This window comes from Variovorax sp. Varisp36 (assembly GCF_047304235.1).
GTDB lineage: Bacteria > Pseudomonadota > Gammaproteobacteria > Burkholderiales > Burkholderiaceae_C > Variovorax.
In genome coordinates this window covers 58734-84301 of sequence record NZ_JBGLYU010000020.1, presented here as the reverse complement: position 1 = coordinate 84301, position 25568 = coordinate 58734, and the positions used below count along the sequence as shown (strand labels likewise).

Annotated in this window: 27 protein-coding genes and 1 tRNA gene; 24 read left to right on the top strand and 4 right to left on the bottom strand. The window is 66.2% G+C overall.

Going from position 1 to position 25568, the window contains the following annotated elements:
* Positions 1–81 precede the first annotated feature (81 nt).
* The 6 genes from ruvX (at position 82) to ACCD11_RS14285 (ending at position 4609) form a co-directional block, all read left to right on the top strand.
* Positions 82–513 carry a Holliday junction resolvase RuvX gene (gene ruvX / locus ACCD11_RS14310; protein ID WP_413314367.1) on the top strand — a complete coding sequence of 144 codons (432 nt, stop codon included), beginning with the start codon at positions 82–84 and terminating at the stop codon, positions 511–513.
* Positions 510–1007 carry a bifunctional pyr operon transcriptional regulator/uracil phosphoribosyltransferase PyrR gene (gene pyrR / locus ACCD11_RS14305; protein WP_007830976.1) on the top strand — a complete coding sequence of 166 codons (498 nt, stop codon included), beginning with the start codon at positions 510–512 and terminating at the stop codon, positions 1005–1007. Before ruvX ends, pyrR begins: the two co-directional genes overlap by 4 nt.
* Complete coding sequence (locus ACCD11_RS14300; protein WP_056516281.1) at positions 1007–1969, top strand: aspartate carbamoyltransferase catalytic subunit; 963 nt, start codon at positions 1007–1009, stop codon at positions 1967–1969. The genes pyrR and ACCD11_RS14300 overlap by 1 nt, the downstream gene beginning before the upstream one ends.
* 139 nt (positions 1970–2108) lie before the next feature.
* On the top strand, positions 2109–3395 hold the full coding sequence (locus ACCD11_RS14295) for a dihydroorotase (RefSeq protein ID WP_413314366.1): 1287 nt from the start codon (positions 2109–2111) through the stop codon (positions 3393–3395).
* Between the two features lie 152 nt (positions 3396–3547).
* Complete coding sequence (locus ACCD11_RS14290; RefSeq protein WP_413314365.1) at positions 3548–4294, top strand: lysophospholipid acyltransferase family protein; 747 nt, start codon at positions 3548–3550, stop codon at positions 4292–4294.
* A gap of 51 nt (positions 4295–4345) precedes the next feature.
* Positions 4346–4609 (top strand): hypothetical protein, encoded by a 264-nt coding sequence (locus ACCD11_RS14285; protein ID WP_413314364.1) that lies wholly within the window; start codon positions 4346–4348, stop codon positions 4607–4609.
* Here the strand turns inward: ACCD11_RS14285 and ACCD11_RS14280 are convergent.
* Positions 4603–4965, bottom strand: a complete 363-nt coding sequence (locus ACCD11_RS14280) for a hypothetical protein (protein ID WP_413314363.1) — start codon at positions 4963–4965, stop codon at positions 4603–4605. The two genes, ACCD11_RS14285 and ACCD11_RS14280, sit on opposite strands and share 7 nt — an antisense overlap.
* Before the next feature lie 285 nt (positions 4966–5250).
* Here ACCD11_RS14280 and ACCD11_RS14275 point away from each other — a divergent pair, with 285 nt between their 5' ends.
* From ACCD11_RS14275 to ACCD11_RS14245, 7 genes are all read left to right on the top strand, one after another.
* Positions 5251–5607 (top strand): cupin domain-containing protein, encoded by a 357-nt coding sequence (locus ACCD11_RS14275; RefSeq protein WP_042673053.1) that lies wholly within the window; start codon positions 5251–5253, stop codon positions 5605–5607.
* A 234-nt stretch (positions 5608–5841) separates the two neighbouring features.
* Complete coding sequence (locus ACCD11_RS14270; protein WP_413314362.1) at positions 5842–7503, top strand: ABC transporter substrate-binding protein; 1662 nt, start codon at positions 5842–5844, stop codon at positions 7501–7503.
* Between the two features lie 26 nt (positions 7504–7529).
* Positions 7530–8483: an ABC transporter permease gene (locus tag ACCD11_RS14265; protein WP_007830985.1), complete on the top strand. Its 954-nt coding sequence runs from the start codon at positions 7530–7532 to the stop codon at positions 8481–8483.
* Between the two features lie 19 nt (positions 8484–8502).
* A complete protein-coding gene (locus ACCD11_RS14260; protein WP_413314361.1) occupies positions 8503–9402 on the top strand; it encodes an ABC transporter permease in 900 nt (299 codons plus the stop codon).
* A 4-nt stretch (positions 9403–9406) separates the two neighbouring features.
* Positions 9407–10447, top strand: coding sequence for an ABC transporter ATP-binding protein (locus ACCD11_RS14255; protein WP_413314360.1), 1041 nt, complete (start codon positions 9407–9409; stop codon positions 10445–10447).
* The gene (locus tag ACCD11_RS14250) at positions 10444–11454 is read left to right on the top strand and encodes an ABC transporter ATP-binding protein (protein WP_413314359.1); all 1011 of its coding nucleotides are present in this window, start codon (positions 10444–10446) and stop codon (positions 11452–11454) included. Before ACCD11_RS14255 ends, ACCD11_RS14250 begins: the two co-directional genes overlap by 4 nt.
* Before the next feature lie 31 nt (positions 11455–11485).
* Positions 11486–12664, top strand: a complete 1179-nt coding sequence (locus tag ACCD11_RS14245; protein ID WP_413314358.1) for an amidase — start codon at positions 11486–11488, stop codon at positions 12662–12664.
* A gap of 10 nt (positions 12665–12674) precedes the next feature.
* Here ACCD11_RS14245 and ACCD11_RS14240 read toward each other — a convergent pair whose 3' ends face one another.
* Complete coding sequence (locus ACCD11_RS14240; RefSeq protein WP_413314357.1) at positions 12675–13190, bottom strand: ureidoglycolate lyase; 516 nt, start codon at positions 13188–13190, stop codon at positions 12675–12677.
* A gap of 326 nt (positions 13191–13516) precedes the next feature.
* On the opposite strand from ACCD11_RS14240, the gene ACCD11_RS14235 reads away from it, so the two are divergent.
* Both ACCD11_RS14235 and ACCD11_RS14230 read left to right on the top strand, forming a co-directional pair.
* Entirely contained in the window at positions 13517–13672 is a 156-nt protein-coding gene (locus ACCD11_RS14235) for a hypothetical protein (RefSeq protein WP_413314356.1), read from the top strand.
* Positions 13673–13731: 59 nt separating this feature from the next.
* A complete protein-coding gene (locus ACCD11_RS14230; RefSeq protein ID WP_413314355.1) occupies positions 13732–13959 on the top strand; it encodes a hypothetical protein in 228 nt (75 codons plus the stop codon).
* Positions 13960–14115: 156 nt separating this feature from the next.
* On the opposite strand, the gene ACCD11_RS14225 is transcribed toward ACCD11_RS14230, so the two are convergent.
* A tRNA-Arg gene (locus tag ACCD11_RS14225) sits at positions 14116–14190 on the bottom strand.
* 229 nt (positions 14191–14419) lie between these two features.
* Between ACCD11_RS14225 and ACCD11_RS14220 the strand changes: the two genes are divergently transcribed.
* The 3 genes from ACCD11_RS14220 (at position 14420) to ACCD11_RS14210 (ending at position 17623) form a co-directional block, all read left to right on the top strand.
* A complete protein-coding gene (locus ACCD11_RS14220) occupies positions 14420–15439 on the top strand; it encodes a Bug family tripartite tricarboxylate transporter substrate binding protein (RefSeq protein WP_413314354.1) in 1020 nt (339 codons plus the stop codon).
* Positions 15440–15544: 105 nt separating this feature from the next.
* Positions 15545–16066, top strand: a complete 522-nt coding sequence (locus tag ACCD11_RS14215; protein ID WP_413314353.1) for a tripartite tricarboxylate transporter TctB family protein — start codon at positions 15545–15547, stop codon at positions 16064–16066.
* Positions 16067–16090: 24 nt separating this feature from the next.
* A complete protein-coding gene (locus ACCD11_RS14210; protein ID WP_413314352.1) occupies positions 16091–17623 on the top strand; it encodes a tripartite tricarboxylate transporter permease in 1533 nt (510 codons plus the stop codon).
* A 162-nt stretch (positions 17624–17785) separates the two neighbouring features.
* Here ACCD11_RS14210 and ACCD11_RS14205 read toward each other — a convergent pair whose 3' ends face one another.
* The gene (locus tag ACCD11_RS14205) at positions 17786–18394 is read right to left on the bottom strand and encodes a Crp/Fnr family transcriptional regulator (protein WP_007831044.1); all 609 of its coding nucleotides are present in this window, start codon (positions 18392–18394) and stop codon (positions 17786–17788) included.
* A 152-nt stretch (positions 18395–18546) separates the two neighbouring features.
* Here ACCD11_RS14205 and oxc point away from each other — a divergent pair, with 152 nt between their 5' ends.
* From oxc to sucC, 6 genes are all read left to right on the top strand, one after another.
* Entirely contained in the window at positions 18547–20379 is a 1833-nt protein-coding gene (gene oxc / locus ACCD11_RS14200) for an oxalyl-CoA decarboxylase (protein ID WP_413314351.1), read from the top strand.
* Between the two features lie 28 nt (positions 20380–20407).
* On the top strand, positions 20408–21682 hold the full coding sequence (gene frc, locus ACCD11_RS14195; protein ID WP_007831046.1) for a formyl-CoA transferase: 1275 nt from the start codon (positions 20408–20410) through the stop codon (positions 21680–21682).
* 160 nt (positions 21683–21842) lie between these two features.
* The gene (locus tag ACCD11_RS14190; RefSeq protein ID WP_413314350.1) at positions 21843–22289 is read left to right on the top strand and encodes a PAS domain-containing protein; all 447 of its coding nucleotides are present in this window, start codon (positions 21843–21845) and stop codon (positions 22287–22289) included.
* The gene (gene frc / locus ACCD11_RS14185; protein WP_007834167.1) at positions 22286–23533 is read left to right on the top strand and encodes a formyl-CoA transferase; all 1248 of its coding nucleotides are present in this window, start codon (positions 22286–22288) and stop codon (positions 23531–23533) included. Before ACCD11_RS14190 ends, frc (ACCD11_RS14185) begins: the two co-directional genes overlap by 4 nt.
* A 198-nt stretch (positions 23534–23731) precedes the next feature.
* Positions 23732–24049 carry a hypothetical protein gene (locus ACCD11_RS14180; protein ID WP_413314349.1) on the top strand — a complete coding sequence of 106 codons (318 nt, stop codon included), beginning with the start codon at positions 23732–23734 and terminating at the stop codon, positions 24047–24049.
* Positions 24050–24084: 35 nt separating this feature from the next.
* Positions 24085–25257 (top strand): ADP-forming succinate--CoA ligase subunit beta, encoded by a 1173-nt coding sequence (sucC, locus tag ACCD11_RS14175; protein WP_007834170.1) that lies wholly within the window; start codon positions 24085–24087, stop codon positions 25255–25257.
* Positions 25258–25568 lie beyond the last annotated feature (311 nt).

Genomic DNA, 25568 nt, shown 5'->3' with positions numbered 1-25568 from the left:
TCGCTTCGCCAACCCCCTGCCGGGGGCGGGCCGGCCGCTTCGGGCGGCCGTGCGCGGCGGTCCCCTGTGAGCGGACCGGCGATGTCCGACAACGCTCGGCCCCCAGCACCTGCCGTTGTCCCCGCCAATTTCCAGAGCTTCCTGGGCTTCGACTTCGGCGCCAAGCGCACCGGCGTGGCCAGCGGCAACCGGCTGCTGCGCACCGCCAGCCCGCAGGCCACCATCAAGGCCGAGGGTGCCGATGCCCGCTTCGCGCAGGTCGAGGCGCGCATCAAGGAATGGCAGCCCGACGCTCTGGTAGTCGGCGTGCCCTACCACCCCGATGGCGCCCCGCACGAGAACACCCGCCGCGCGCAGAAGTTCGCGCGCCAGCTGCGCGGGCGTTTCAATCTGCAGGTGTTCGAGGTCGACGAGCGCTACAGCACCACCGAGGCGCTGGCCTCGGGCGCACGCGATGCCGATGCGGCTTCCGCCTGCATCATCCTGGAGCAATTCTTGAGGAGTCTCCCGTGAGTTCAATCCCCGACGCCGAAGCGCTCTACACGAAGCTGCTCGCCGGCGTGAAGCCGCTGATGCGCCCCGAAACGAAGCTGGTGGGCGTCACTTCCGGCGGCGCCTGGCTGGTCGAGCGGCTGCAGAAGGACCTGGGCCTGAGCGGCGCGCCCGGCATCATCTCGTCGGCCATGCACCGCGACGACTTCGCGCGCCGCGGGCTCTCGGCCAGCGCGCAGACCTCGCTGCCCTTCGACGCGAATGGCGCCGACGTGCTGCTGCTCGACGACGTGCTCTACACCGGCCGCACCATCCGCGCCGTGCTCAACGAGCTGTTCGACTTCGGCCGTCCGGCCAGCGTGCGGCTCGCCGTACTGGTCGACCGCGGCGGGCGCGAGCTGCCGGTGGCTGCCGACTTCGCCGCCACCACGCTCACCTTGCCGAACACGCAACTGCTCGCCCTCGCACGCGCCGAAGATGGCGCCTTCAGCCTCAAGGTGGAGGAAAACCGCTGATGCTCTACAAGCGAAACCCCCAGCTCAACAAGAACGGCGAGCTGATCCACCTGCTGTCGATCGAGGGCCTGCCCAAAGACATCGTCACGCACATCCTCGACACGGCCGCCAACTTCACCAGCGTGAGCGACCGCGAGGTGAAGAAGGTGCCGCTGCTGCGCGGCAAGAGCGTGTTCAACCTCTTCTTCGAGAACAGCACCCGCACCCGCACCACCTTCGAGATCGCGGCCAAGCGCCTCTCCGCGGACGTCATCAACCTCGACATCGCGCGCTCTTCGGCCACCAAGGGCGAGTCGCTGCTCGACACGATCGCCAACCTCAGCGCCATGGCCGCCGACCTGTTCGTGGTGCGCCACAGCGAGTCGGGCGCGCCGTACCTGATCGCTCAGCACGTCGCGCCGCACGTACACGTGGTGAATGCCGGCGACGGCCGCCATGCGCACCCGACGCAAGGGCTGCTCGACATGTACACGATCCGCCACTACAAGAAGGACTTTGCGAACCTCACGGTCGCGATCGTCGGCGACGTGCTGCACTCGCGCGTGGCGCGCTCCGACATCCATGCGCTCACCACGCTCGGCTGCGCCGAAGTGCGCGTGGTCGGTCCCAAGACATTGGTGCCCGGCGACATGGCCGGCATGGGCGTGCGCGTGTGCCACACGCTCGAGGAAGGCATCAAGGACTGCGACGTGGTCATCATGCTGCGCCTGCAGAACGAGCGCATGAGCGGCGCGCTGCTGCCGTCGTCGCAGGAGTTCTTCAAGACCTTCGGCCTCACGCCCGAGAAGCTGCAGCTGGCCAAGCCCGACGCCATCGTGATGCACCCCGGCCCCATCAACCGCGGCGTGGAAATCGACTCCGCCGTGGTCGACGGCAAGCAGAGCGTGATCCTCCCGCAGGTCACTTTCGGCATCGCCGTGCGCATGGCGGTGATGAGCATCGTGGCAGGTAACGAAGCATAGAAATGTTGCTCGCCCCCAGTCTTCGCGCACTTCGTGTCGCTTCGCCAACCCCCTACCGGGGGCAACACCAGTGGCCCGGCGAAGCCGGTTCCACGGTGTTTCCCGAAAAGGCCATGACTGTCACCGGAAGTACAGACGCATGAACATCCACATCACCAACGGCCGTGTCGTCGATCCCGCATCGCGTACCGACAAGAAGGCCGACATCGCCATCGCCAACGGAAAGATCGCCGGCATCGGCGGCAGCATTCCCGCCGGCTTCAGGGCCGATCGCACCATCGACGCCACGGGCTGCATCGTCGCGCCCGGCCTCGTCGACCTGGCCGCGCGCCTGCGCGAGCCCGGCTATGAGCACGAAGGCATGCTCGAAAGCGAAATGGCCGCGGCCATCGCCGGCGGCGTCACCAGCCTCGTGTGTCCGCCCGACACCGACCCGGTGCTCGACGAGCCCGGCCTTGTCGAGATGCTCAAGTTCCGCGCCGAGAAGCTGCAGCGCGCACGCCTGTTCCCGCTCGGTGCGCTCACGCGCGGCCTGGCCGGCGGCGTGCTGACCGAGATGGCCGAACTCACCGAAGCCGGCTGCATCGGCTTCAGCCAGGCCGACGTGCCGCTGGCCGACACGCAGGTGCTGCAGCGCGCGCTGTCGTACGCCAGCACCTTCGGCTACACCGTGTGGCTGCGTCCGCAGGACCGCGACCTCGGCAAGGGCGTCGCGGCCAGCGGCCCGCTCGCCACGCGGCTCGGCCTCGCGGGCGTGCCTGTGTCGGCCGAGACGATCGCCATCTTCACCATCGTCGAGCTCATGAAGGCCACCGGCGCGCGCGTGCACCTGTGCCGCATCTCCAGCGCGCGCGGCGTGGCACTGGTGCGCGAGGCTAAGGCGCAGGGCCTGCCGCTGACCTGCGACGTCAGCATCAACTCGCTGCACCTGGCCGACACCGACATCGGCTACTTCGACAGCCGCGCGCGCCTGAACCCGCCGCTGCGCCAGCAGGGCGACCGCGACGCGCTCTCGGCCGCGCTGGCCGACGGCACCATCGACGCGCTGGTGTCCGACCACACGCCAGTCGAGGCCGACGCCAAGACGCTGCCCTTCGCCGAGAGCGAACCGGGCGCGACGGGCCTCGAACTGCTGCTGCCGCTCGCGCTGCAGTGGGGCGAGCGCAGCGGCGCGGGCATGGCGCGCGCCATCGAGGTCATCACCTCGGCGCCGGCGCACCTGCTGGCGTCCGCCGACGCGGGCACCGGCATCGGCCGCCTCGTCGAAGGCGGCGTGGCCGACCTGTGCGTGTTCGACCTGGCGCTCGAATGGCAGGTGCAGCCCGATGCGCTCAAGAGCCAGGGCAAGCACACGCCGTTCGCCAGCTACCCCATGCAGGGCCGCGTGCGCCACACACTGGTGGCAGGCCGCGTCGTCCACGGCTAGAAATGAAGCTCGCCCCCAGTCTTCGCGCACTTCGTGTCGCTACGCCAACCCCCTTGCAGGGGGCAACACCAGCGGCCCGGCAGAGCCGGTTCCGCGGTGTTCCGCGACCATGCATTGACATTGAAGCAAGTAGCTGAGAGGGCGCACGTCTGATGTTTCATTCGCTGAAAGCCTGCTGGCGCCTCCTGCATGCGATCGCGCATGCGCTGGCCGGCTGGTGGACGATCCGCTTCACCTTCCCCGGCCTCTCGCAGCCCGAGCGCAATGCACGCGTGCAGGCATGGTCGAAGCGCATGCTCGAGATCATGGGCATCACGCTCAAGGTGCAGGGCACGCCGCCGCCCGAAGGTCCGGTCCTGCTGGTCTGCAACCACCTCTCCTGGCTCGACATCACCTGCATCCACGCGGCACGCCATGTGCGCTTCGTGTCGAAGTCGGACGTCAAGAACTGGCCGCTGATCGGCACGCTGTCGAATGGCTCCGGCACGCTCTACATCGAGCGCGAACGCCGCCGCGACGCGCTGCGCGTGGTGCACCACATGACCGAGGCGCTGTGCAACGGCGACCTGATCGGCGTGTTCCCAGAAGGCACGACCAGCGACGGCCGCGGCCTGCTGCCGTTCCATGCCAACCTGCTGCAGGCGTCGATTTCTTCGGGCGCGCCAGTGCTGCCCGCTGCACTGCGTTTCGCCGATGCGGCCACCGGCGAAACCAGCCAGGCCCCGCGCTACATCGACGATGACAGCCTCGCCGCGTCGCTGTGGAACACGCTGCGTGCGCCGCCGCTGCTGGCCATCGTGCGCTTCGGCGAACCGCAGCATCCGCACGGCCGCGAGCGCCGTGCCTGGGCCCAGTCGCTGCATGAAGACGTGCAGCAGCTGCGCCGCGAGACGCACTGACGAGAGAGACAAAAAAAGCGCCCCGCGAGGGAGGCGCTTAACGGCGCACGGATGCGCCGTGAGGAGGAACCGATCCGTTTCTTCTTCGACTTCGCTTTTCTTCTTGTTTCGTCAAAGAATCCCGAAGATCTTCAGGCCGATGATCACGATCAGGGGTACGCCGCACAGCCAGAGGATGATGCTTTTCATGATCAGGTCTCCTTGAAACAGGCAGGCCTGCAGATTGGCCGCGGCGCAGCCTCACCGGTGCGGGAGAAAGCAAACCATGCGCGTGGGCGGGTGCCTACACGAGGAGCAACCCGGTCGGATCAGTAGCGTTCCTCGTAATAGCGGCGGTGCTGTTCGCGCTCCCATTGCCGGCGACGCCATTCACGGCGCTCGGCGCGGCGTTCTTCCCAGCGCGAGTCGGGCTCGTAGTAGACCGGAGGCGGAACCGAGTACGCGGGCTGCTGGTAGCGCACCGGCGGCGGGGGCTGGTAATAGGTGGGCGGCGGCGTATAGGCGGGCGCCGGCTCGTAGTAGACCGGCGGCGGCTCGCTGACGACCACGCCCGGCACGCCGATGCCGATGGACCAGCTCGTTTCTGCATTGGCCGATGCGGCCATGCCCAAGGTGCCTGCGGCCACGACGCCGGCAGCGGCGAGCTTGAGAACAGTTCTGCGAAAAGTCATTGGGGACTCCTGGAGGGCGGAAAAAATAAGCCCTCATGGGTGTCCAACGCGCCGGTCCCCGCAATCGCGCACTTCGCTGCTGTGAAGAACGTTCCCAGATGTGACGAGCCCGGTCGCGATCGGTGCGGCGGCCGTCAGCCCCTAGCCGCTGCGTGCAGGCAGATCGCGCTGCGGCGGGCCGCCAATCGCGCATTTGCCACCGATTCCGGCATCGACTTCGGCACCCACGCGGAAGCGCACGACCCTAGCATGAAAGATCCCGTGTTCAACTTCACCAGACCTTTCATGTCAAACAATCTGCTCGTCAACTTCAACCTCGACCAGCTCGGCGAACCGCGCGAATACCGGCCGCCGGCCGAACGCGTCATCGAAGGCGACATCGTGTGCCGCAACTGGGACGTCGACAGTGCCAAGGACGGCAAGGTGCGCGCTGGCGTGTGGGAGTCGACACCCGGTGTGAACCATTCCATCAAGGGTGAGACCTGGGAGTTCTGCCTGATCCTGTCCGGCCTGGTCGAGATCACCGAGGCAGGTCAGAGCCCGGTGACTTACGGAGCCGGCGACTGCTTCATCATGAAGCCTGGCTACGTCGGCACCTGGCGCACCATCGAAACGGTGCGCAAGGTGTGGGTCATGGCTTGAGGGGGAGAGAGCCGAGCGTGTGGATTGCGCCGTGGCCGGTGCATGACATGACATCGGCGCGCCGGCATTCGACGAGATCGTGCAGCGCGGCGCACTCACCACCGGCCTGACCTGGCACCTCGCGCGCCTGCGCTGGTCGTGGACATGGATCCAGGGACTGATCGCTTGTTGGCACATGTCGTGCTTGAGCGTTTCCTTTCGTCCTTTTCGCCATTCCACCCAACGGAGTTCCATGTGAAGCGTGCTGCCCCTGCCCTGTTCCTGAAGCCCCTGGCCGCCTGCGCGGCAATCGCGACCCTGGCCCTGGCCGCCCCCCATGCTATGGCACAGGAAAAGACGCTGCGCATCGCCATGACGGCAGCCGACATTCCGCGCACGCTGGGCCAGCCCGACCAGGGCTTCGAGGGCAACCGCTTCACCGGCATTCCGATCTACGATTCGCTCACGCAGTGGGATCTGTCGAAGGCCGACGCACCGAGCGTGCTGGTTCCCGGCCTCGCCACCTCGTGGGCAGTGGACGCCAAGGACAAGACCAAGTGGGTCTTCAAGCTGCGCCCCGGCGTCAAGTTCCATGACGGTTCGGCCTTCTCCGCCGACGCGGTGGTGTGGAACGTGCAGAAGGTTCTCGACAAGGACGCCCCGCAGTTCGACCCCAGCCAGGTCGGCGTGACGGCTTCGCGCATGCCCACGCTCAAGTCGGCGCGCAAGATCGACGACACGACGGTCGAGCTCACCACCAGCGAGCCCGACGCCTTCCTGCCGATCAACCTCACGAACCTGTTCATGGCCTCGCCCGCGCAATGGCAGAAGAAGTTCGATGCCGCCGCAGGTTCCACGCCTGCCGACAAGGCCAAGGCCGCCTGGACCGCCTTCGCCGCCGACCCCGCCGGCTCGGGTCCGTTCAAGGTCACGCGCTTCGTGGCGCGCGAGCGGCTGGAGCTGGCCGCCAACAAGGGCTACTGGGACGCCAGGCGCGTGCCGAAGATCGACAAGGTCGTGATGCTGCCGATGCCCGAAGCCAATGCGCGCACCGCCGCGCTGCTGGGCGGTCAGGTCGACTGGATCGAGGCGCCCGCGCCCGACGCCATGGCGCAGATCACGCAACGCGGCTTCAAGATCTATTCGAACGCGCAGCCGCACGTATGGCCATGGCAACTCTCGTTCGCCGAAGGCTCGCCCTGGCTCGACAAGCGCGTGCGCCAGGCGGCCAACCTGTGCATCGACCGCGGCGGCATGAAGCAGCTGCTGGGCGGCATGATGGCCGAGCCTAAAGGCACGGTGCCGCCGGGCCACCCGTGGTTCGGCAAGCCCAGCTTCGACATCCGCTACGACGTGAAGGCCGCGCAGGCCCTCATGACGCAGGCCGGCTACTCCGCGGCCAAACCGATCAAGGTGAAGGTGCAGATATCGGCCTCGGGCTCGGGCCAGATGCAGCCGCTGCCGATGAACGAGTTCGCGCAGCAGTCGCTCAAGCAGTGCTACTTCGACGTGCAGTTCGACGTGATCGAATGGAACACGCTCTTCACCAACTGGCGCAAGGGCGCAAAGGACCCCTCGGCCAATGGCGCCAACGCGGTCAACATCAGCTTCGCAGCGATGGACCCGTTCTTCGCGATGGTGCGCTTCGTGAGCACCAAGGCCTTCCCACCGGTGTCGAACAACTGGGGCTACTACGGCAGCCCCGAGGTCGACAAGCTGGTGGCCGACGCGCGCACCAGCTTCGACGACAAGGTGCGCGACGCCGCGCTCGCAAAGCTGCACACGCACATCGTGGACGACGCGCCGTTCGTGTGGATCGCCCACGACGTGGGGCCGCGCGCACTCTCGTCCAAGATCAAGAACGTGGTGCAACCGAAAAGCTGGTTCATCGACATCGCCACCATGACGATGGACTGACCCCCTCCCGCAGCCAGCCACGAGCCATGTTCGCCTACCTCCTGCGCCGCGTGATCTACGCCGTGCCGATCATGATCGGCGTGGCCCTCGTGTGCTTCCTGCTCGTGCACATCGCGCCCGGCGATCCGCTGGTGTCGATCCTGCCGCCCGATGCGTCCGCCGAACTGCAGGCGCAACTGCGCGAGCTGTACGGCTTCAACCGTTCGCTGCCCGAGCAGTTCGCGATGTGGCTGTGGCGCGCGATGCACGGCGACCTGGGCGTGTCCATCGCGAGCAATCGCGCGGTGGCCGGCGAGGTGTTCACCGCCGTGGGCAACACGCTGCGGCTGGCGGTGGTGGCCACCTTCATCGGGTTCGTGCTGGGTTGCCTCTTCGGCTTCGTAGCGGGCTACTTTCGCGGCTCGTGGGTCGACCGGCTGGCCTCGGTGTTCTCGGTATTGGGCGTGAGCGTGCCGCACTACTGGCTGGGCATGGTGATGGTGATCGTGTTCTCGTCGCAGCTCATGTGGCTGCCGGCCACCGGCGCGGGCCCCAGCGGCTCGGACGACTGGGCGTGGGACTGGGCGCACCTGCAGTTCCTGCTGCTGCCGGCGCTCACGATGTCGGTGATTCCCATGGGCATCATCGCGCGCACGGTGCGCGCGCTGGTGGCCGACATCCTCGACCAGGAGTTCATCGTGGGCCTGCGCGCCAAGGGGCTCACTCACCTCGGCGTGTTCCGCCACATGGTGAAGAACGCGGCGCCCACGGCGCTGGCCGTGATGGGCCTGCAGCTGGGCTATCTGCTCGGCGGCTCGATCCTCATCGAGACCGTGTTCTCGTGGCCGGGCACCGGCTTCCTGCTCAACTCGGCCATCTTCCAGCGCGACCTGCCGCTGCTGCAGGGAACGATCCTCGTGCTGGCGCTGTTCTTCGTGCTGCTGAACCTGCTGGTCGACGTGCTGCAAACCTTGCTCGATCCGCGCATCGCGCGTGCCTGAAGAAGAAAGCCGCCAAGCAATGTCCACCGTGCTTCCCATCTCTTCCGCCGTTGCCGTCGAACCCTTGCCGGCCCAGCGCTCTCGCGGCTACTGGGTTTCGGTGTGGCTGCGTCTGCGGCGTGACCCGGTCGCCGTCGGCGCGGCCATCGTCGTGTTGCTGCTGATCGCGCTCGCTGTCTTCGGCCCATGGTTCGCGCCGGCCGACCCGTACCAGTCGTCGATGCTCAAGCGCCTCAAGCCCATAGGCACCGAGGGCCTTCCGCTGGGCAGCGACGAGCTGGGCCGCGACATGCTCTCGCGCCTCATCGTCGGCGCGCGGCTGTCGCTGTTCATCGGCATCACGCCAGTGCTGTGCGCCTTCGTGCTGGGCACGATCATCGGCATCGTCGCCGGTTATGCGGGCGGGCTGACCAACACGCTGATCATGCGCACCATCGACGTGTTCTACGCCTTTCCCTCGGTGCTGCTGGCCATCGCTCTGTCGGGCACGCTGGGTGCGGGGGTGGTCAATTCGTTGATCTCGCTGACCATCGTGTTCATTCCGCAGATCGCGCGCGTGGCCGAGAGCGTCACCACGCAGGTGCGCACTCGCGACTACGTGGAAGCGGCGCGCGCTTCGGGCGCCAGCCCCTTCACCATCGTGCGGGTGCATGTGCTGGGCAATGTGCTCGGGCCGATCTTCGTCTACGCCACCAGCCTGATCGCGGTGTCGATGATCCTGGCCTCGGGCCTGTCGTTCCTGGGTTTGGGCGTGAAGCCGCCGGAACCCGAATGGGGCCTGATGCTCAACACGCTGCGCACTGCGATCTACGTGCAGCCATGGGTCGCTGCGTTGCCGGGCGCGATGATCTTCATCACTTCGATCTCTTTCAACATCCTGTCCGACGGGCTTCGCTCGGCGATGGACAACAAGGGGTGAAGCCATGGACGCACTGAAGGATATCGGCGGCCCCGCCCAACCGCTCCTCACCATCAAGGGCCTGGTCAAGCACTTCCCGCTCAAGAAAGACCCGCTCGGCCGCGGCGGTGGCGTCGTGCGGGCGGTCGACGGCGTGGACTTCGAGGTGCTCAAGGGCGAAACGCTCGGCGTGGTCGGCGAGTCGGGCTGCGGCAAGTCGACCACCGCCCGACTGCTGATGCAGCTGATCGAGCCGACGCGCGGCGAAGTCGTGTTCGACGGCCGCGAAGTCGGCAGCCGGGACCTGCCGCTGAAAGAATTCCGCCGCCAGGTGCAGATGGTGTTTCAGGACAGCTACGCCTCCCTCAACCCGCGCCTCACCATCGAAGATTCGATCGCCTTCGGGCCGCAGGTGCACGGAGTGTCGCGGCGCGAATCGGTTGAACGTGCGCGCGACCTGCTCGCCCGCGTGGGCCTGTCGCCGCAACGCTTTGCCGAGCGCTACCCGCATGAACTCTCGGGTGGCCAGCGGCAGCGCGTAAATATCGCGCGGGCCCTCGCATTGCAGCCGCGCATGGTGATTCTCGACGAGGCCGTCTCCGCGCTCGACAAATCGGTGGAGGCGCAGGTCATCAACCTGCTGCTCGACCTGAAGGCCGAGTTCGGGCTGACCTACGTGTTCATCAGCCACGACCTCAACGTGGTGCGCTACGTGAGCGACCGCGTGATGGTGATGTACCTCGGCCAGGTGGCCGAGATCGGCCCGGCCGATGCGCTGTACGACGCACCCGCTCACCCCTACACGCGTGCGCTGCTTTCTTCCATGCCGTCGATGGACCCGGACCACCGCACCGAAGAAGCAGCGCTCGCGGGCGATCCGCCGAACCCCATCAACCCGCCCTCGGGCTGCCGCTTTCATCCGCGCTGTGCGCTGGCCGCGCCGGTGTGCGCCAAGGTCGTTCCCGAGCGCATCGTCACCGGCTCGCAGCACGCGGTGAGCTGCCTGATCCACGAGGCGGGCAGCGGGCATCCGATGGCCATCGAAACCCCGAGGAAAGCAGCATGAGCGACAACGATAAACCGATGGTCCGCCTGCGCGACCTCAGCGTCACCTTCAGTGGCGGTCGCAAGCCGGTGCACGCCGTCAGCGGCGTGAGCCTTGAAGTGCAGCGCGGCGAGGTCGTCGCGCTGATCGGCGAGTCCGGCTCAGGCAAGAGCGTGACCATGCGCACCCTGCTGCGACTGCACCCCGAGCGCCGCACCCGCATGGGCGGCACGGTGCAGGTGGCCGGGCGCGACGTGCTCGCGATGTCGCAGCGCGAGCTGGCCGACTTCCGCGGCAAGGTCGCATCGATGATTTTCCAGGAGCCGCTGCTGGCGCTCGATCCGGTGTATTCGGTGGGCGCGCAGATCGTCGAGTCGATCCGACGGCACGAATCGGTCACGCAGGCCGAGGCGCAACAACGCGCGCTGGCGCTGTTCGAGCGTGTGCGCATTCCGAGCCCCGAACAGCGCCTGCAGGCCTATCCGCACGAGATGTCGGGCGGCATGCGCCAGCGCGCCATGATCGCGCTGGCACTCGCCTGCAAGCCCCAGCTGCTGCTGGCCGACGAGCCCACCACCGCGCTCGACGCCACGGTGCAGATCCAGATCCTGCTGCTGCTGCGCGAGCTGCAACGCGACCTGGGGCTGTCGGTGATCTTCGTCACGCACGACATCGGTGCCGCCGTCGAGGTGGCCGATCGCATCGCCGTGATGTATGCGGGCCGCATCGTCGAGGAAGGCACTGCGCGCGAGCTGATCCGCTCGCCGCGCCATCCGTACACGATTGCACTGCTCAAGAGCCGCGCGCATGGTGCGCTGGCACGCGGCACGCGGCTGGAAACCATCGGCGGCGCGCCGCCCGACCTGTCCGCGTTGCCCCCCGGCTGTGCCTTTGCCGAGCGCTGTGCGCTCGCGAGCGATGCCTGCCGCGCGGCGCAGCCGTCGGTGCTCGAGCTTGCACCCAGTCATCGCGTGCGCTGCATTCATACCGATGCGGCGGCGGCCATCGCGCCGGTGCTCGTCGCCTGACTGACCACCCCCACACGCCCCATCCATCGCCATGTCCCTGCACGACCCCGCCCACGCCTTCGTTCCGTACCCCGATGCGCCAGTGCCGCGCGCTGCGACCGGTCCGCTCGTCGACCTGAGCTTTGCAGCAAAAGACCTGTTCGATGTGGCCGGCTACCCCACGGGCGGCGGCAACCCCATCGTGCTGGCGATGTCGGGCATCAAGACCCGCACCGCGCCCACGGTGCAGAAACTGCTCGATGCCGGCGCACGCTTCGCCGGCAAGACCGTGACCGACGAACTTGCGTTCTCGATGAACGGCAACAACGCGCACTTCGGCGCACCGGTCAATGGCGGCGCGCCGCTGCGCATCACGGGCGGCTCGTCGTCGGGCTCGGCCTCGGCGGTGTCGTCGAATCTGTGCGACTTCGCGCTCGGTACCGACACCGGCGGCTCGGTGCGTGCGCCGGCCAACCACTGCGGCCTGTACGGCCTGCGTCCGACGCACGGCCGCGTGAGCCTCGAAGGGGCGCTCGACCTGGCGCCGAGCTTCGACACCTGTGGCTGGTTTGCGCGCGACGTCGGCACATTTGCACGCGTGGCCGATGTGCTGCTGGGTGCCGACGCGGCCACCTTGCCCGAGCGCGTGCGGCTGCTGCGGCCCGATGACGTCTGGGCGCTGGCCGTGCCCGCCGCGGCCGATGCGCTCCAGGGCGCGGCCGGCCGCGTGCAGGACCTGCTCGGCCCCGCGCAAGGCACCACGGTGGCGCTGGAATCCTTCGACGCGATGTACTGGCACTTTCGCTACCTGCAGTCGCGCGAGGCCTGGCTCACCGACGGACCGTTGATCGAGCGCTACGCGCCGCCGCTCGGACCGGGCGTGGCCGAGCGCTTTGCCTGGTCGCGCGAAGTGACCGATGCGCAGGTGACGACCGCGCGCATTTTCCGCACGGCCTTTCGCGCGCACCTGACCCACCTGCTCGGCACCGACGGCGTGCTGCTCCTGCCGACCATGCCAGACATCGCGCCGCTGCGCAGCGACAGCGAGGCTTCGATGGAGGACTACCGCAACCGCGCGATCCGCATGCTGTGCATTGCGGGCCTGGCGGGCTTTCCGCAGCTGTCGATTCCGCTGGCCACGCGCGAGGGTGCGCCGCTGGGCATTTCGCTGCTCGGGCCGGCCGGGTCGGACCGGTCGCTGGTTGCGCTGGCACAGCGCATCGCGGGCTGAAGCCGGGGCTTCAGAGCCGCACGCTGCCGCTCTGCCGAAGAAGGCAGATGTCGCAATCGACGCCGCCCCCCGCGCGTTCGATCACCACGAAGTCGCCCGCATCCACCGCCAGCAGCGCGTGATGCCAGGTGCCGGGCGCAAGCACCACGCCCTGGCGCCCGTCGGTGACGAAGGCCGCGAGTTGCTTCGCTGACGTGGGCGCCTCGCCCGCGCGGGCGACCACGATCACGAAGCGCCTGTCGCCCAGCGGCACGAAGGTCTGGCTGCCGAGCGCATGGCGCTCCATCTCCGATACCTCGTGCGGAAAGCGCCGCGCCTGCGCGCGGAACAGCGCCAGCATCGGCCGGCCGCCTTCGGCGTCGAGCCGCAGGTCGTCGAGCAGGTCGAAGCGCCGCGCATTGCCGCCGTTGATGGGCCGGCCTTCGACGGCGGGCGCCTCGATCACGATGCCATACGGCGTGAAGGCTTGGGAAGTCAACGGCTTCGCCACGAGTGCCACGGCGCCTGTTGGGAGGTCATTGTTCATGTCTCGATTGCAGCAGAAATGTGGCCCACGCGGGTCATGTGCCGGGTGTGACCGGCACGCTGCCGATTGAGCCGAACATGGCATTTGGCGAGGCGACCGGTATCCTCAAAAAGCGACTCCGGCTGATAGGGACTTTCCTACGATGCCCGGCGGCAGGCGCTTTGTCATGAGCGGTCGCAGGAGCGGCGGGGCGTTTGTCTCGGTGGAGAAGGGGCGAACCGCTCATGTGCGCATGCGGTGCAACTTCTACAGTGACTTGACGGCCAAACGCTCTGTGCTCAGACGGTAGAAAGCGGTGCCGGTTCGTCGACACACTGGAGAAGCGCATGAAATCGCAAAGTCTGCCACCAGGAGCTTTCTTCATGAACCTGCTGTGTGAAGAGGCAGGCATATCGTCAACGGAGTTCGCCATCGCTGGCGCGCTCTTGGTGTTTATCTATTTGCTGCTGCTATTGGCTGTGCGGCTCAGCAGCTGGGCGTAAAGCCGTCTTGCTTGCGCTCACGGACTGCAACGCTTCGATCCACTCATGCTTCAGAGACCATGCCCGCTGTCTTGATGGATTCCGATCTGCCTGAAGGCTGGAGCTGCTCGGTAGAGCTCGAGATTTCTCTTGATGGCGCCTACACCGCGCGGGCCGAACTGCGGCACGAAATCACGCGGTGCTGCGTGCTGTTGGTTACCCAGCAGCCGACCCGTGAAGCCGCGATCGAATGCATGAAGTCGCGTGCCTCTCGCTTCATAGAGGAATGGAATGCAAGATCGCCATAGCATGGTGTTACGCGACGCGGCATCCGAAGGCGGGCGCACGTACTGCTGAAGCGTGGGAATGGGGGCCTTCGAAAAGGCAGGTGGAGGCAACGGAGTGGCTGTTTGTCCCACGTCTGTCCCACCAAACAAAAAAGCCGTTGAAAATCAACGGCTTGCTGGTGCCTTCGACAGGAATCGAACCTGTATCTGAGTCTTAGGAGGACCCCGTTCTATCCATTGAACTACGAAGACGGATGGAGGCGCAGGAAACTGGAAGCCCGCTGCGCGCCGCGATTTTATAGGGTTCCCGATGACGGGATGCGCTGGCCCTGCCAGCGCGGGCTTACCCCGATACGAAATCTCAGAAAAGTTGACCGCGATCAAGCCGGCGTGAATCGGTGGCGCGCACCATCGTGCCCGTTGCATCTCTGCTCAGATCCAAGAACAAAAAAGAGCGAAACACTACACAGGAGACAGCCTGATGAAGAAGTTCGCTTCGCACGTTCTGGGTCGCACGACAGCCGCTGCCGCGGCGGTCCTGGCGCTGGCAACCGCCGCGCCTGCCCTCGCATGGGAACCCACCAAGCCGGTGGAGTTCGTGATTCCCGCCGGCACCGGCGGCGGCGCCGATCAGATGGGGCGGCTGCTGCAGGGCATCGTCATCAAGTACAAGCTGATGAAGGAGCCGTTGATCGTCGTCAACAAGTCGGGCGGCGCGGGCGCCGAGGGCTTCCTGGCGGTGAAGGAAGCCAAGGGCGATCCGCACAAGATCGTCATCTCGCTGTCGAACCTGTTCACCACGCCGATGGCCACCGGCGTGCCCTTCAACTGGAAGGACATGACGCCGGTCGCGATGCTGGCGCTCGACCAGTTCGTGCTCTGGACCAACGCGGCCGAGCCCTACAAGAACGCCGGCGAGTACGTCACGGCGGTGAAGGCCGCGGGGCCGAGCAAGTTCAAGATGGCCGGTACCGGCTCGAAGCAGGAAGACCAGATCATCACGGTCGCTCTCGAGAAGGCCACCGGCACCAAGTTCATCTACGTGCCGTTCAAGGGCGGCGGCGAGGTGGCGGTGCAGCTGGTGGGCGGCCATGTGAACTCGACGGTGAACAACCCGATCGAGGCGGTGGCGCAATGGCGCGCGGGCAAGCTGCGCGCGCTGTGCGTGTTCGACGACGAGCGCATGCCCTTCAAGGCCAAGGTCACCGACACGCAGTCGTGGAACGACATCCCCACCTGCAAGGAGGCGGGCGTGCCCACCAGGTACACGATGCTGCGCGGCATCTTCATGCCGCCCGGCGTCACGCCCGACCAGCTCGCCTTCTACAAGGACCTGCTGACCAAGGTGGCCGCCACGCCCGACTGGAAGGAATACATGGAGAAGGGCGCCTTCAACCCGACCTTCATGACCGGCGACGCCTTCGCAAAGTGGCTCACCGAGGCCGAGGCCACGCACCGCACGCTGATGTCCGAGGCGGGCTTCCTCGCGAGCGCCAAGTAGGCCGCACCGGCTGCGAGCGCTGCCGACCGAGGCCGGCTGACCGGCGGACCGCGGGCGTGCCGCATCCGTCGCTTTCTTCTCTCACACAATCACGATGGGGGCTCCATGGAGCACGACGAAACATCCGAGGGCGCGGCGCGTCCGGGCATCTCCACGCACCTGGTCGAAGCGGCGGTCGCATTGCTGCTGCTGGCGATCGGCCTGGTGGTGGTCTTCGAGGCGCGCAAGCTCGGCGCGGGCTGGACCAGCGACGGTCCCGGCGCGGGCTACTTTCCGTTCTTCATCGGCGTGATCATCACGATCTCCGGCGCCGGCATCCTCTACCAGTCGCTGCTCGGCAGGAACCGCAGCACCGTGGTCTTCGTCGACCCGGTGCAGCTCAAGCGCGTGCTGTCGGTGCTGGTGCCGGCCACGGTCTACGTGCTGGCGATCTCCGTTCTCGGCATCTACGTGGCGTCGGCGATGTATATCGCGCTGTTCATGGTGGTGCTCGGAAAGTACGCATGGACCAAGAGCGTGCTTGCCGCGCTGGCCGTCAACACGCTGTTCTTCTGCATGTTCGAGGTCTGGTTCAAGGTGCCGCTCTTCAAGGGCGCGCTCGATCCGCTTCGGTTCCTCGGCTACTGAACCCGTTCAAGGAGCACAAGCGAAATGGAAGAAATCGGCGCCCTGATGCAGGGCTTCTCGGTGATCCTCACGCCGATGAACATCGGCCTGATGTTCGTCGGCATCATCCTCGGCGTGTTGATCGGCGTGCTGCCCGGGCTCGGCGGCGCCAACGGCGTGGCGATCCTGCTGCCGCTCACCTTCACGATGTCGCCGACCTCGGCGATCATCATGCTGTCGTGCATCTACTGGGGTGCGCTATTCGGCGGTGCCATCACCTCGATCCTGTTCAACATACCGGGCGAGCCGTGGTCGGTGGCCACCACCTTCGACGGCTATCCGATGGCGCAGAGCGGGCAGGCCGGCGCCGCGCTGACGACGGCCTTCACCTCGTCGTTCGTGGGCGCCTTTCTCGCGGTGGTGATGATCACCTTCCTCGCGCCGCTGGTCGCGAAGTTCGCGCTCAAGTTCGGCTCGCCGGAGTTCTTCGCGGTGTACCTGCTGACCTTCTGCAGCTTCGTCGGCATGGGCAAGGGCTCGCCCTTCAAGATCCTCGCGTCGATGGCGCTGGGCTTCGCGCTCGCCAGCGTGGGCATGGACACCGTCACCGGCCAGCTGCGCCTGACCTTCGGCCAGCCCGAGCTGATGCGCGGCTTCGACTTTTTGATCGCGGTGATCGGCCTGTTCGGCATCGGCGAGATCCTGCTGTCGATGGAAGAGGGCCTGAAGTTCTCGGGCAAGAGCGCCAAGATCGATCCGAAGGTCGTGTGGCAGACGTGGAAGCAGTTGCCCAAATACTGGGTGACCTCCATCCGCAGCTCGCTCATCGGCATCTGGATGGGCATCACGCCTGGCGGCGCGACGCCGGCCTCGTTCATGAGCTACGGCCTCGCGAAGAAGATGTCGAAGAAGGGCGCCAGGTTCGGCACCGGCGAGATGGAAGGCGTGGTCGCGCCCGAGACCGCTGCACACGCGGCCGGCACCAGCGCGCTGCTGCCGATGCTGGCACTCGGCATTCCCGGTTCGCCGACCGCAGCGGTGCTGCTGGGCGGTCTGCTGATCTGGGGCCTGCAGCCGGGGCCGCTGCTGTTCGTGGAGCAGAAGGACTTCGTCTGGGGCCTGATCGCCAGCATGTACCTCGGCAACATCGTCGGCCTGATCGTGGTGCTGAGCACCGTGCCGCTGTTCGCGTCGATCCTGCGCATTCCGTTCTCGATCATCGCGCCGGTGATCATCGTGATCTGCGCCATCGGCGCCTACACCGTGCACAACGCGATGCTCGACATCTGGTTCATGCTCGGCTTCGGCGTGGTGGGCTACCTCTTCAAGAAGCTCGACTTTCCGCTGGCGCCGCTGGTGCTTGCACTGGTGCTCGGCGACAAGGCCGAGGACTCGTTCCGCCAGGCCATGCTGGTCTCGCAGGGCGACGTGATGGTGATGTTCTCGAACCCGCTGGTCGGCGGCATCACGACGCTGGCGCTGGTGCTGCTGTTCTGGCCGCTGATCTCGAAGGCGCTGACCGTGATCAGGAAGCCGAAGAAGCCCGACGAGTTTGCGGTCGAGCGGCCGGTGGACTGACCAGCAACTTGCCTGTGATCGCGCTGACCCGGGTTGTTCGGGGCGCGCTCATACCGATGGGGTACCTTGCGCAGCGAAATAAAGGAGGAGGCCGCAGGCCGGGGGGCATTCGCGCAGGGGAGTGCCCGGTGTCATTCGCACGCACCCGGACAACCGAGAGAGCTAAATCTTCCCGCGCTTGCGAAGCCGACTAAGGGTTTCCGCCGAGAGATTCAGATAAGAAGCCAGCTCCTTGCTCGGAATCCGGTCTTCCAGTTCAGGGTGCTTGCGCATGAACCGGTGCACACGCCCGGCGGCGTCCAGAAGATGCAGCGTGATCGTGTGCGCCATGATCTCGCTCATGCCGCGCATCACGAGGAACTCGAACAGTTCCTTCGTTTCCGCATGCCGGTTCAGGAACGCGATCCATTCCTTCAGCGGCAGGCTCGCGACCCGCGCCTTCGTCACGCACACGATGCCGTAGGGCGTGGGCGTGCCCAGCCGCAGCGCGGCGTAGCTTGTCTCCATGTCGTTCTCGTCGGCGAAGCGCAGGATCATTTCCTTGCCCTCCGGGTTGCTCACCACCCGCTTGAGGATGCCGTCGAGGATGAAGTACTGCTCCATCTCGCGCACCCCCTGGTGCAGCAGGAACTCGCCCTTGTTGCCGTCCACGATGACCAGGTGGGCTTCCAGTTCGGCGCGGTCGGCTTCGCTCAGGTCCTTGAGCAGGATGTTCTGCCGGAGCTGGGCGCGAATGATGTTCTTCTCCGGATGGTTTTCCAACAACGTCATGGTCACCGTCTTGCTCGATTTCGCTGCCGGCGCCGGTCATCGGGGCCGTCGCCGTTTTCGGGAAAGTTGACCGAGGTCAACGGCCGAAAGCTTGGGCCCGAATCATAGTCGCGGCTCGGGCCTTGGCCATTCACCCATGCAGAAGGAGAGACATGTCTTCAGTCAGAACAGAGAAAGAGGCAGCCACCACGCTGGAAGATGCCCTCAAGCCCACGAAAAGCCGCGATGCTGACGGCGAAGCGGTGGTCCGCGCCTTCAAGGGTGGCGCGACCGAAGACAGCGCGCCGGCGGCCGAGACCATCGACGGCTTCCACCTGGTCATCGATGCGCTCAAGCTCAACGACATCGACACCATCTTCGGCCTGCCCGGCATCCCGATCACGGACCTCACGCGCATGGCACAGGCCGAAGGCCTGCGCGTCATCTCCTTCCGCCACGAGCAGCACGCCGGCAATGCCGCCGCCGCCGCCGGCTTCCTCACGCAGAAGCCCGGCATCTGCCTGACCGTGTCGGCCCCCGGCTTCCTCAACGGCCTGACCGCGCTGGCCAACGCCACCACCAACTGCTTCCCGATGATCCTCATCAGCGGCTCCAGCGAGCGCGAGATCGTCGACCTGCAGCAGGGCGACTACGAGGAGATGGACCAGCTGGCCATCGCCAAGCCGCTGTGCAAGGCGGCCTTCCGCGTGCTGCATGCCGAGGACATCGGCGTGGGCATTGCGCGCGCCATCCGCGCGGCGCTGTCGGGCCGCCCTGGCGGCGTGTACCTCGACCTGCCGGCCAAGCTGTTCGCGCAGACGATGGACGCCGCAGCCGGCAAGAAGTCGCTGATCAAGGTGGTCGACCCCGCACCGCGCCAGATCCCCGCGCCCGACGCCGTGAAGCGCGCGCTCGACCTGCTCAAGGGCGCCAAGCGGCCGCTGATCCTGCTCGGCAAGGGCGCCGCCTACGCGCAGGCCGATGCCGACATCCGTGCGCTGGTCGAGAAGACGGGTATTCCCTATCTGCCGATGTCGATGGCCAAGGGCCTGCTGCCCGACACCCACGTGCAGTCGGCCGCGGCAGCGCGCTCCTACGTGCTGCAGGAAGCCGACGTGGTGCTGCTGGTCGGCGCGCGCCTCAACTGGCTGCTCTCGCACGGCAAGGGCAAGACCTGGGCGCAGGACAAGGGCGCCAAGAAGTTCATCCAGATCGACATCGCGCCGACCGAGATCGACAGCAACGTCGCCATCGAGGCGCCGGTGATCGGCGACATCGGCTCCTGCGTGGCCGCGCTGCTGGCCGGCATCGATGCCAAGTGGGCCAAGCCCCCGGTCGAGTGGACCGGCGCCATCGCCGAGCGCAAGGACAAGAACCTCTCGAAGATGGCCGCGACGCTGGCTGCGCGGCCCTCGCCGATGAACTTCCAGAGCGCGCTCAGCGTGATCCGCGACCAGGTGAAGGCGCGGCCCGATGCCATCGTGGTCAACGAGGGCGCCAACACGCTGGACTTCGCGCGCAGCATCGTCGACATGTACGAGCCGCGCAAGCGCCTCGACGTGGGCACCTGGGGGATCATGGGCATCGGCATGGGCTTCTCCGTGGCCGCGGCGGTGGTCACCGGCAAGCCGGTGATCGCCATCGAGGGCGACAGCGCCTTCGGCTTCAGCGGCATGGAGGTGGAAACCATCTGCCGCTACAACCTGCCGGTGTGCGTCGTCGTCTTCAACAACAACGGCGTCTACCGCGGCACCGACGTGAACCCCAGCGGCACGCCCGACGTGGCGCCCACCGTGTTCGTGAAGAACGCGCGCTACGACAAGCTGATGGAAGCCTTTGGCGGCGTGGGCGTGCACGCCACCACCGCCGACGAGCTGCAGAAGGCCCTGGCCGAGGCCGTCGCCTCCGGCCGGCCGACCCTGATCAACGCCGTCATCGACGAAACCGCGGGCACGGAAAGCGGGCGCATCACGAGCCTGAACCCCAGCACGGCGAAGAAGAAGTAACTCAATTCCATCCAAGGAGATACCCCAAATGAGCAGCATCAAACCCCTCAACGGCATCAAGATCATCGACTTCACGCACGTGCAGGCCGGTCCTGCCTGCACGCAGATGCTGGCCTGGTTCGGCGCCGACGTGATCAAGGTCGAGCGCCCGGGCGCCGGCGACGTCACCCGCAGCCAGCTGCGCGACATTCCGAACGTCGACGCGCTGTACTTCACCATGCTCAACAGCAACAAGCGCTCGATCACGCTGGACACGAAGAAGCCCGAGGGCAAGATCGTGCTGGAAAAGCTGATCCGCGAATCCGACGTGCTGGTGGAAAACTTCGGTCCCGGGGCGCTGGACCGCATGGGCTTCACCTGGGAACGCCTCCAGGAGCTGAACCCGAAGATGATCGTCGCCTCGGTCAAGGGCTTCAGCGAAGGCCACCACTACGAGGACCTGAAGGTGTACGAGAACGTGGCGCAGTGCGCCGGCGGCTCCGCTTCCACCACCGGCTGGTGGAAAGGCGAGAACTCCGCCCCGACGATCTCGGCCGCCGCGCTGGGCGACTCCAACACCGGCATGCATCTGGCCATCGGCATCCTGACGGCCATCATCGGCCGCCAGCAGACCGGCAAGGGCCAGAAGGTGGCCTGCTCGATGCAGGATGCCGTGCTCAACCTGTGCCGCGTGAAGATGCGCGACCAGCAGCGCCTGGACAGCGTGGGCTACCTCGAGGAATACCCGCAGTACCCGCACGAGATGGGCGCATTCGCCGACAAGGTCGTGCCGCGCGGCGGCAATGCCGGCGGCGGCGGCCAGCCCGGCTGGATCCTGAAGTGCAAGGGCTGGCAGACCGACCCCAACGCCTACATCTACTTCACGGTGCAGGGTCACGCCTGGGAGCCGATCTGCGAGGCGCTGGGCAAGCCCGAATGGAAGACCGACCCCGACTACATGACGGCCAAGGCCCGCCAGCCGCACATCGAGCAGATCTTCGCCACCATCGAGGACTTCATCAAGGACAAGACCAAGTTCGAGGCCGTGGACATCTTCCGCAAGTACGACATTCCCTGCGCCCCGGTGCTGTCGATGAAGGAACTGCTGCATGACGAGTCGCTGCGCAAGAGCGGCTCGATCGTCGAAGTTCCGCACAAGGAGCGCGGCAGCTACTGGACCATCGGCAGCCCGATCAAGTTCTCGGACCTCAAGCCCGAAGTCACCGCCTCGCCCTTGCTGGGCGAGCACACCGACCAGGTGCTGGCGGAGCTGGGCTACACCCAGCAGCAGATCGACAACCTGAAGGAATCAAAAGCCGTGTAGTTGGCTCACCCCCAGGCTTGCCCACTTCGTGTGGCAGCGCCCACCCCCTTCGAGGGGGCGACACCTGCGGCCCGGCGGAGCCGGTTCCGCGGTGTCTCTGGAAGGGAGGCGGCATCGCAGAGGTCTGGGGTCTGATCGAAATGAAGCGCCAGGGGTAAACATGCAAGCGAACATCGATTTCAAGCAGCTCGTCGAAGGCGCTGGCGATGCCATCATGGTGTGCGACGCACAGGGCGCGATCACGCTGTGGAACCGTGCTGCCGAGCGCATCTTCGGGTTTACCGAGGCCGAGGCGCTCGGCCAGTCGCTCGACCTGATCATTCCCCAGCGGCAGCGCCAGCGGCACTGGGACGGCTACCACAAGACGATGGACACCGGCATCACCAAGTACGGCGCCGACCTGCTGCGCGTGCCGGCGCTGCACAAGGACGGGCACACGCTGTCGATCGCCTTCACGGTGTCGATGCTGTTCTCCGCCGATCACGAGGTCACGGGGATCGTCGCCATCGTGCGGGATGAATCCGTCCGCTTTGCGGAGGAGCGCAAATTGCGCGCCCGTCTGGTAGAAGTCGAAGCCGCGATGGTCAAAGAAGGAGACAGTCAATGAGCAAGGCACTCGAAGGCGTTCGGATCCTCGACTTCACCCACGTGCAGTCGGGCCCCACCTGCACCCAGCTGCTGGCGTGGTTCGGCGCCGACGTGATCAAGGTCGAGCGGGCAGGCGAAGGCGATGCCACGCGCGGCCAGCTGCGCGACATTCCCGGCGCGGACAGCTTGTACTTCACGATGCTGAACCACAACAAGCGCTCGATCACGCTGGACACCAAGAACCCCAAGGGCAAGGAGGTTCTCGACAGCCTGATCAAGACCTGCGACGTGCTGGTCGAGAACTTCGCGCCCGGCGCGCTCGACCGCATGGGCATCACCTGGGCCCACATCCAGAAGATCAACCCGCGCATGATCGTCGCTTCGGTCAAGGGCTTCGGGCCCGGCAAGTACGAGCACTGCAAGGTCTATGAGAACGTGGCCCAGTGCGCCGGCGGCGCAGCCTCGACCACCGGCTTCGAAGACGGCCCGCCGCTGGTGACCGGCGCGCAGATCGGCGACAGCGGCACCGGCCTGCACCTCGCGCTCGGCATCCTTGCCGCACTGTTCCAGCGCAACTCTTCCGGCCGCGGCCAGCAGGTGCTCGCACCGATGCAGGACGCCGTGCTCAACCTGTGCCGCGTGAAGATGCGCGACCAGCAGCGGCTGGAGCGCACCGGCACCATGCACGAATATCCGCAGTACCCCGACGGCAAGTTCGGCGACGCCGTGCCGCGCGCGGGCAATGCCTCGGGCGGCGGCCAGCCGGGCTCGATCCTCAAGTGCAAGGGCTGGGAGACCGACCCCAACGCATACATCTACTTCATCACGCAGGCGGCCGTGTGGCCTGCGGTGTGCAAGGTGATCGGCGAGGAGGGCTGGATCACCGACGAGGCCTACGCCACGCCGGCCGCGCGCCTGCTGCACCTGAAGCCGATCTTCGCGCGCATCGAGAAGTGGACCATGACCAAGGACAAGTTCGAGGCCATGGAGATCCTCAACGAGTACGACATTCCCTGCGGGCCGATCCTCTCGATGAAGGAAATCGCCGAGGACGAGTCCCTGCGCGAGACCGGCACCATCGTCGAGGTCGACCACCCGGTGCGCGGCAAGTACCTGACGGTGGGCAACCCCATCAAGATGTCCGACAGCCCGACGGTGGTGACGCGCTCGCCGCTGCTCGGCGAACACACCGAAGAAGTGCTGCGGCAGCTCGGCTACGGCGCGGACGACCTGGCGACCCTGCGGGCCGAACGCGTGATCTGAGGCGCGGCGCAGGCCCGCCAACCTGATTTGCGAGAGCGCCGCCTGCGGGGGCGCGGAAGGCCCGTGGGCGCGTGTATTCCTGGCCTCAATCTATAACTCTTGATGAATGATTTCTATAAATTAGTTTAATTTTTATTTATTCATCACCGGTCCTACATTTGAATCCGCCGAGTCCGGCATCAATTCAAGGAGAAGGTCATGGAAAAGCATTTGCCCGTTCAAGACTGGCGCGACGAAATCGAGCGCAATGCCTATAACGCAGCATTTTTCGAATTGGGACTGCGCTGGCATTGGGACGGCGAAACCTACGACCGCCTGATGAACCTGAGCCAGAACGCCAGCGAGCGGATCGGCCATTACCTGAAGACCCATCAGCCGCACCTCCTGAGGGCGTACGACGCCGAATTCCTGGCGGTGGCCATCGAGCAGAAGAAGGAAATCCACAGAAAGCGGGAAATGGCTTCGTCGAGTTATTTCAATTGGGCTGAAAGCCACGGCGTCGAGCTTGGTGCCTGAAATAAATCAATTCAATCCAGCAGTCGATCCCGGCCATGAACATCCACGAATACCAGGGTAAAGACGTCCTGCGCCACTACGGCGTGGCAACGCCCCGCGGATTCGTCTGCCGCTCGCCCGACGAGGCGGCGGATGCGGCTACCCGGCTCGGTGGCCGGGCCTGGGTGGTCAAGGCGCAGATTCATGCGGGCGGCCGGGGCAAGGGCGGCGGCGTGAAGCCCGCATGGTCCGTCGCCGAAGTGCGGCGGCATGCGGACCAGATGCTCGGCATGACGCTGAAGACCCACCAGACCGGGCCCGAAGGCCGCGTGGTGAAGCAGCTGCTGGTCGAGGAGAGCGTCGAGATCGACAAGGAGCTGTACCTCGGCTTCGTGGTCGACCGCAATTCGCAGCGCGTGGCATTGATGGCCTCGAGCGAAGGCGGCATGGACATCGAGGAGGTGGCCGCGCGCACGCCCGGGAAGATCCACAAGCTCTTCATCGATCCGGACGCCGGCCTGCGCATTGCCGAGGCCGACGGCATCGCGCGCCGCATCGGCATCGACGAGCGTTCGGTGGTGCAGGCGCGCGTGTTCATGCAGAACCTCTACCAGGCCTTCGATGCCAGCGACGCGTCGCTGGCCGAGATCAACCCGCTGGTGCTGACCCGCGACGGCCGCGTGATGGCGCTCGACGCGAAGTTCGACTTCGACGCCAACGCCCTGTTCCGCCAGCCCGGGATCGCCGCGATGCGCGACTTCGACGAGGAAGACCCGGTGGAGGTCGAAGCCTCGAAGTTCGACCTCTCGTACATCGCGCTCGACGGCGACATCGGCTGCCTCGTCAATGGCGCCGGCCTCGCGATGGCGACGATGGACGCGATCAAGCTCTACGGCGGAATGCCCGCCAATTTTCTCGACGTGGGCGGTGGTGCGACAGCCGAAAAGGTGACCGAAGCCTTCAAGCTGATGTTGCGCAACCCGAAGCTCAAGGCCGTGCTGGTCAACATCTTCGGCGGCATCATGAAATGCGATGTCATTGCGCACGGCGTGGTTGCCGCAGCGCGCGAAACCGGGCTCACCGTGCCGCTGATCGTGCGCATGAAGGGCACCAACGAGGACCTGGGCCGGACCATCCTCGCGCAATCGGGCCTGTCGATCATCAACACCGACGACATGGCCGAGGCGGCGCAGCGGGCCATCGGGGCTGCTCGGAACTGGGAGCGCTAGGAAATGAGCTCCTGTCTCTTGATGCGATGCATTTCGGGGTGCGATCACGCCGACGGGGTGCCTTGCTCCGCGAATGTCCCCCGCCCTTCGGGCTCCTCCTTTATTTCGCTGCGCAAGGCACCCCATCGACGTGATCGTTGTTCAGGGCAGTCGTTGATCGGCGAGCACCGGCAGCATGTCCTCGTGCGCAGGGCGTCGGGTGACTCACGCAGCGAAATAAAGGAGGAGGCCGCAGGCCGGGGGACATTCGCGGAGGGAGTTACCCGATGGCCTGCGCACGCACCCCGAAACAGGAACGCAGGCAAACGCAC

Coding starts and splice junctions, on each gene's coding strand:
- ruvX (WP_413314367.1), top strand. CDS start 82: ATGTCCGACAACGCTCGGCCCCCAGCACCTGCCGTTGTCCCCGCCAAT.
- ACCD11_RS14300 (WP_056516281.1), top strand. CDS start 1,007: ATGCTCTACAAGCGAAACCCCCAGCTCAACAAGAACGGCGAGCTGATC.
- ACCD11_RS14295 (WP_413314366.1), top strand. CDS start 2,109: ATGAACATCCACATCACCAACGGCCGTGTCGTCGATCCCGCATCGCGT.
- ACCD11_RS14290 (WP_413314365.1), top strand. CDS start 3,548: ATGTTTCATTCGCTGAAAGCCTGCTGGCGCCTCCTGCATGCGATCGCG.
- ACCD11_RS14285 (WP_413314364.1), top strand. CDS start 4,346: ATGCGCCGTGAGGAGGAACCGATCCGTTTCTTCTTCGACTTCGCTTTT.
- ACCD11_RS14280 (WP_413314363.1), bottom strand. CDS start 4,965: ATGACTTTTCGCAGAACTGTTCTCAAGCTCGCCGCTGCCGGCGTCGTG.
- ACCD11_RS14275 (WP_042673053.1), top strand. CDS start 5,251: ATGTCAAACAATCTGCTCGTCAACTTCAACCTCGACCAGCTCGGCGAA.
- ACCD11_RS14265 (WP_007830985.1), top strand. CDS start 7,530: ATGTTCGCCTACCTCCTGCGCCGCGTGATCTACGCCGTGCCGATCATG.
- ACCD11_RS14260 (WP_413314361.1), top strand. CDS start 8,503: ATGTCCACCGTGCTTCCCATCTCTTCCGCCGTTGCCGTCGAACCCTTG.
- ACCD11_RS14255 (WP_413314360.1), top strand. CDS start 9,407: ATGGACGCACTGAAGGATATCGGCGGCCCCGCCCAACCGCTCCTCACC.
- ACCD11_RS14250 (WP_413314359.1), top strand. CDS start 10,444: ATGAGCGACAACGATAAACCGATGGTCCGCCTGCGCGACCTCAGCGTC.
- ACCD11_RS14245 (WP_413314358.1), top strand. CDS start 11,486: ATGTCCCTGCACGACCCCGCCCACGCCTTCGTTCCGTACCCCGATGCG.
- ACCD11_RS14240 (WP_413314357.1), bottom strand. CDS start 13,190: ATGAACAATGACCTCCCAACAGGCGCCGTGGCACTCGTGGCGAAGCCG.
- ACCD11_RS14235 (WP_413314356.1), top strand. CDS start 13,517: ATGAAATCGCAAAGTCTGCCACCAGGAGCTTTCTTCATGAACCTGCTG.
- ACCD11_RS14230 (WP_413314355.1), top strand. CDS start 13,732: ATGCCCGCTGTCTTGATGGATTCCGATCTGCCTGAAGGCTGGAGCTGC.
- ACCD11_RS14220 (WP_413314354.1), top strand. CDS start 14,420: ATGAAGAAGTTCGCTTCGCACGTTCTGGGTCGCACGACAGCCGCTGCC.
- ACCD11_RS14215 (WP_413314353.1), top strand. CDS start 15,545: ATGGAGCACGACGAAACATCCGAGGGCGCGGCGCGTCCGGGCATCTCC.
- ACCD11_RS14210 (WP_413314352.1), top strand. CDS start 16,091: ATGGAAGAAATCGGCGCCCTGATGCAGGGCTTCTCGGTGATCCTCACG.
- ACCD11_RS14205 (WP_007831044.1), bottom strand. CDS start 18,394: ATGACGTTGTTGGAAAACCATCCGGAGAAGAACATCATTCGCGCCCAG.
- oxc (WP_413314351.1), top strand. CDS start 18,547: ATGTCTTCAGTCAGAACAGAGAAAGAGGCAGCCACCACGCTGGAAGAT.
- frc (WP_007831046.1), top strand. CDS start 20,408: ATGAGCAGCATCAAACCCCTCAACGGCATCAAGATCATCGACTTCACG.
- ACCD11_RS14190 (WP_413314350.1), top strand. CDS start 21,843: ATGCAAGCGAACATCGATTTCAAGCAGCTCGTCGAAGGCGCTGGCGAT.
- frc (WP_007834167.1), top strand. CDS start 22,286: ATGAGCAAGGCACTCGAAGGCGTTCGGATCCTCGACTTCACCCACGTG.
- ACCD11_RS14180 (WP_413314349.1), top strand. CDS start 23,732: ATGGAAAAGCATTTGCCCGTTCAAGACTGGCGCGACGAAATCGAGCGC.
- sucC (WP_007834170.1), top strand. CDS start 24,085: ATGAACATCCACGAATACCAGGGTAAAGACGTCCTGCGCCACTACGGC.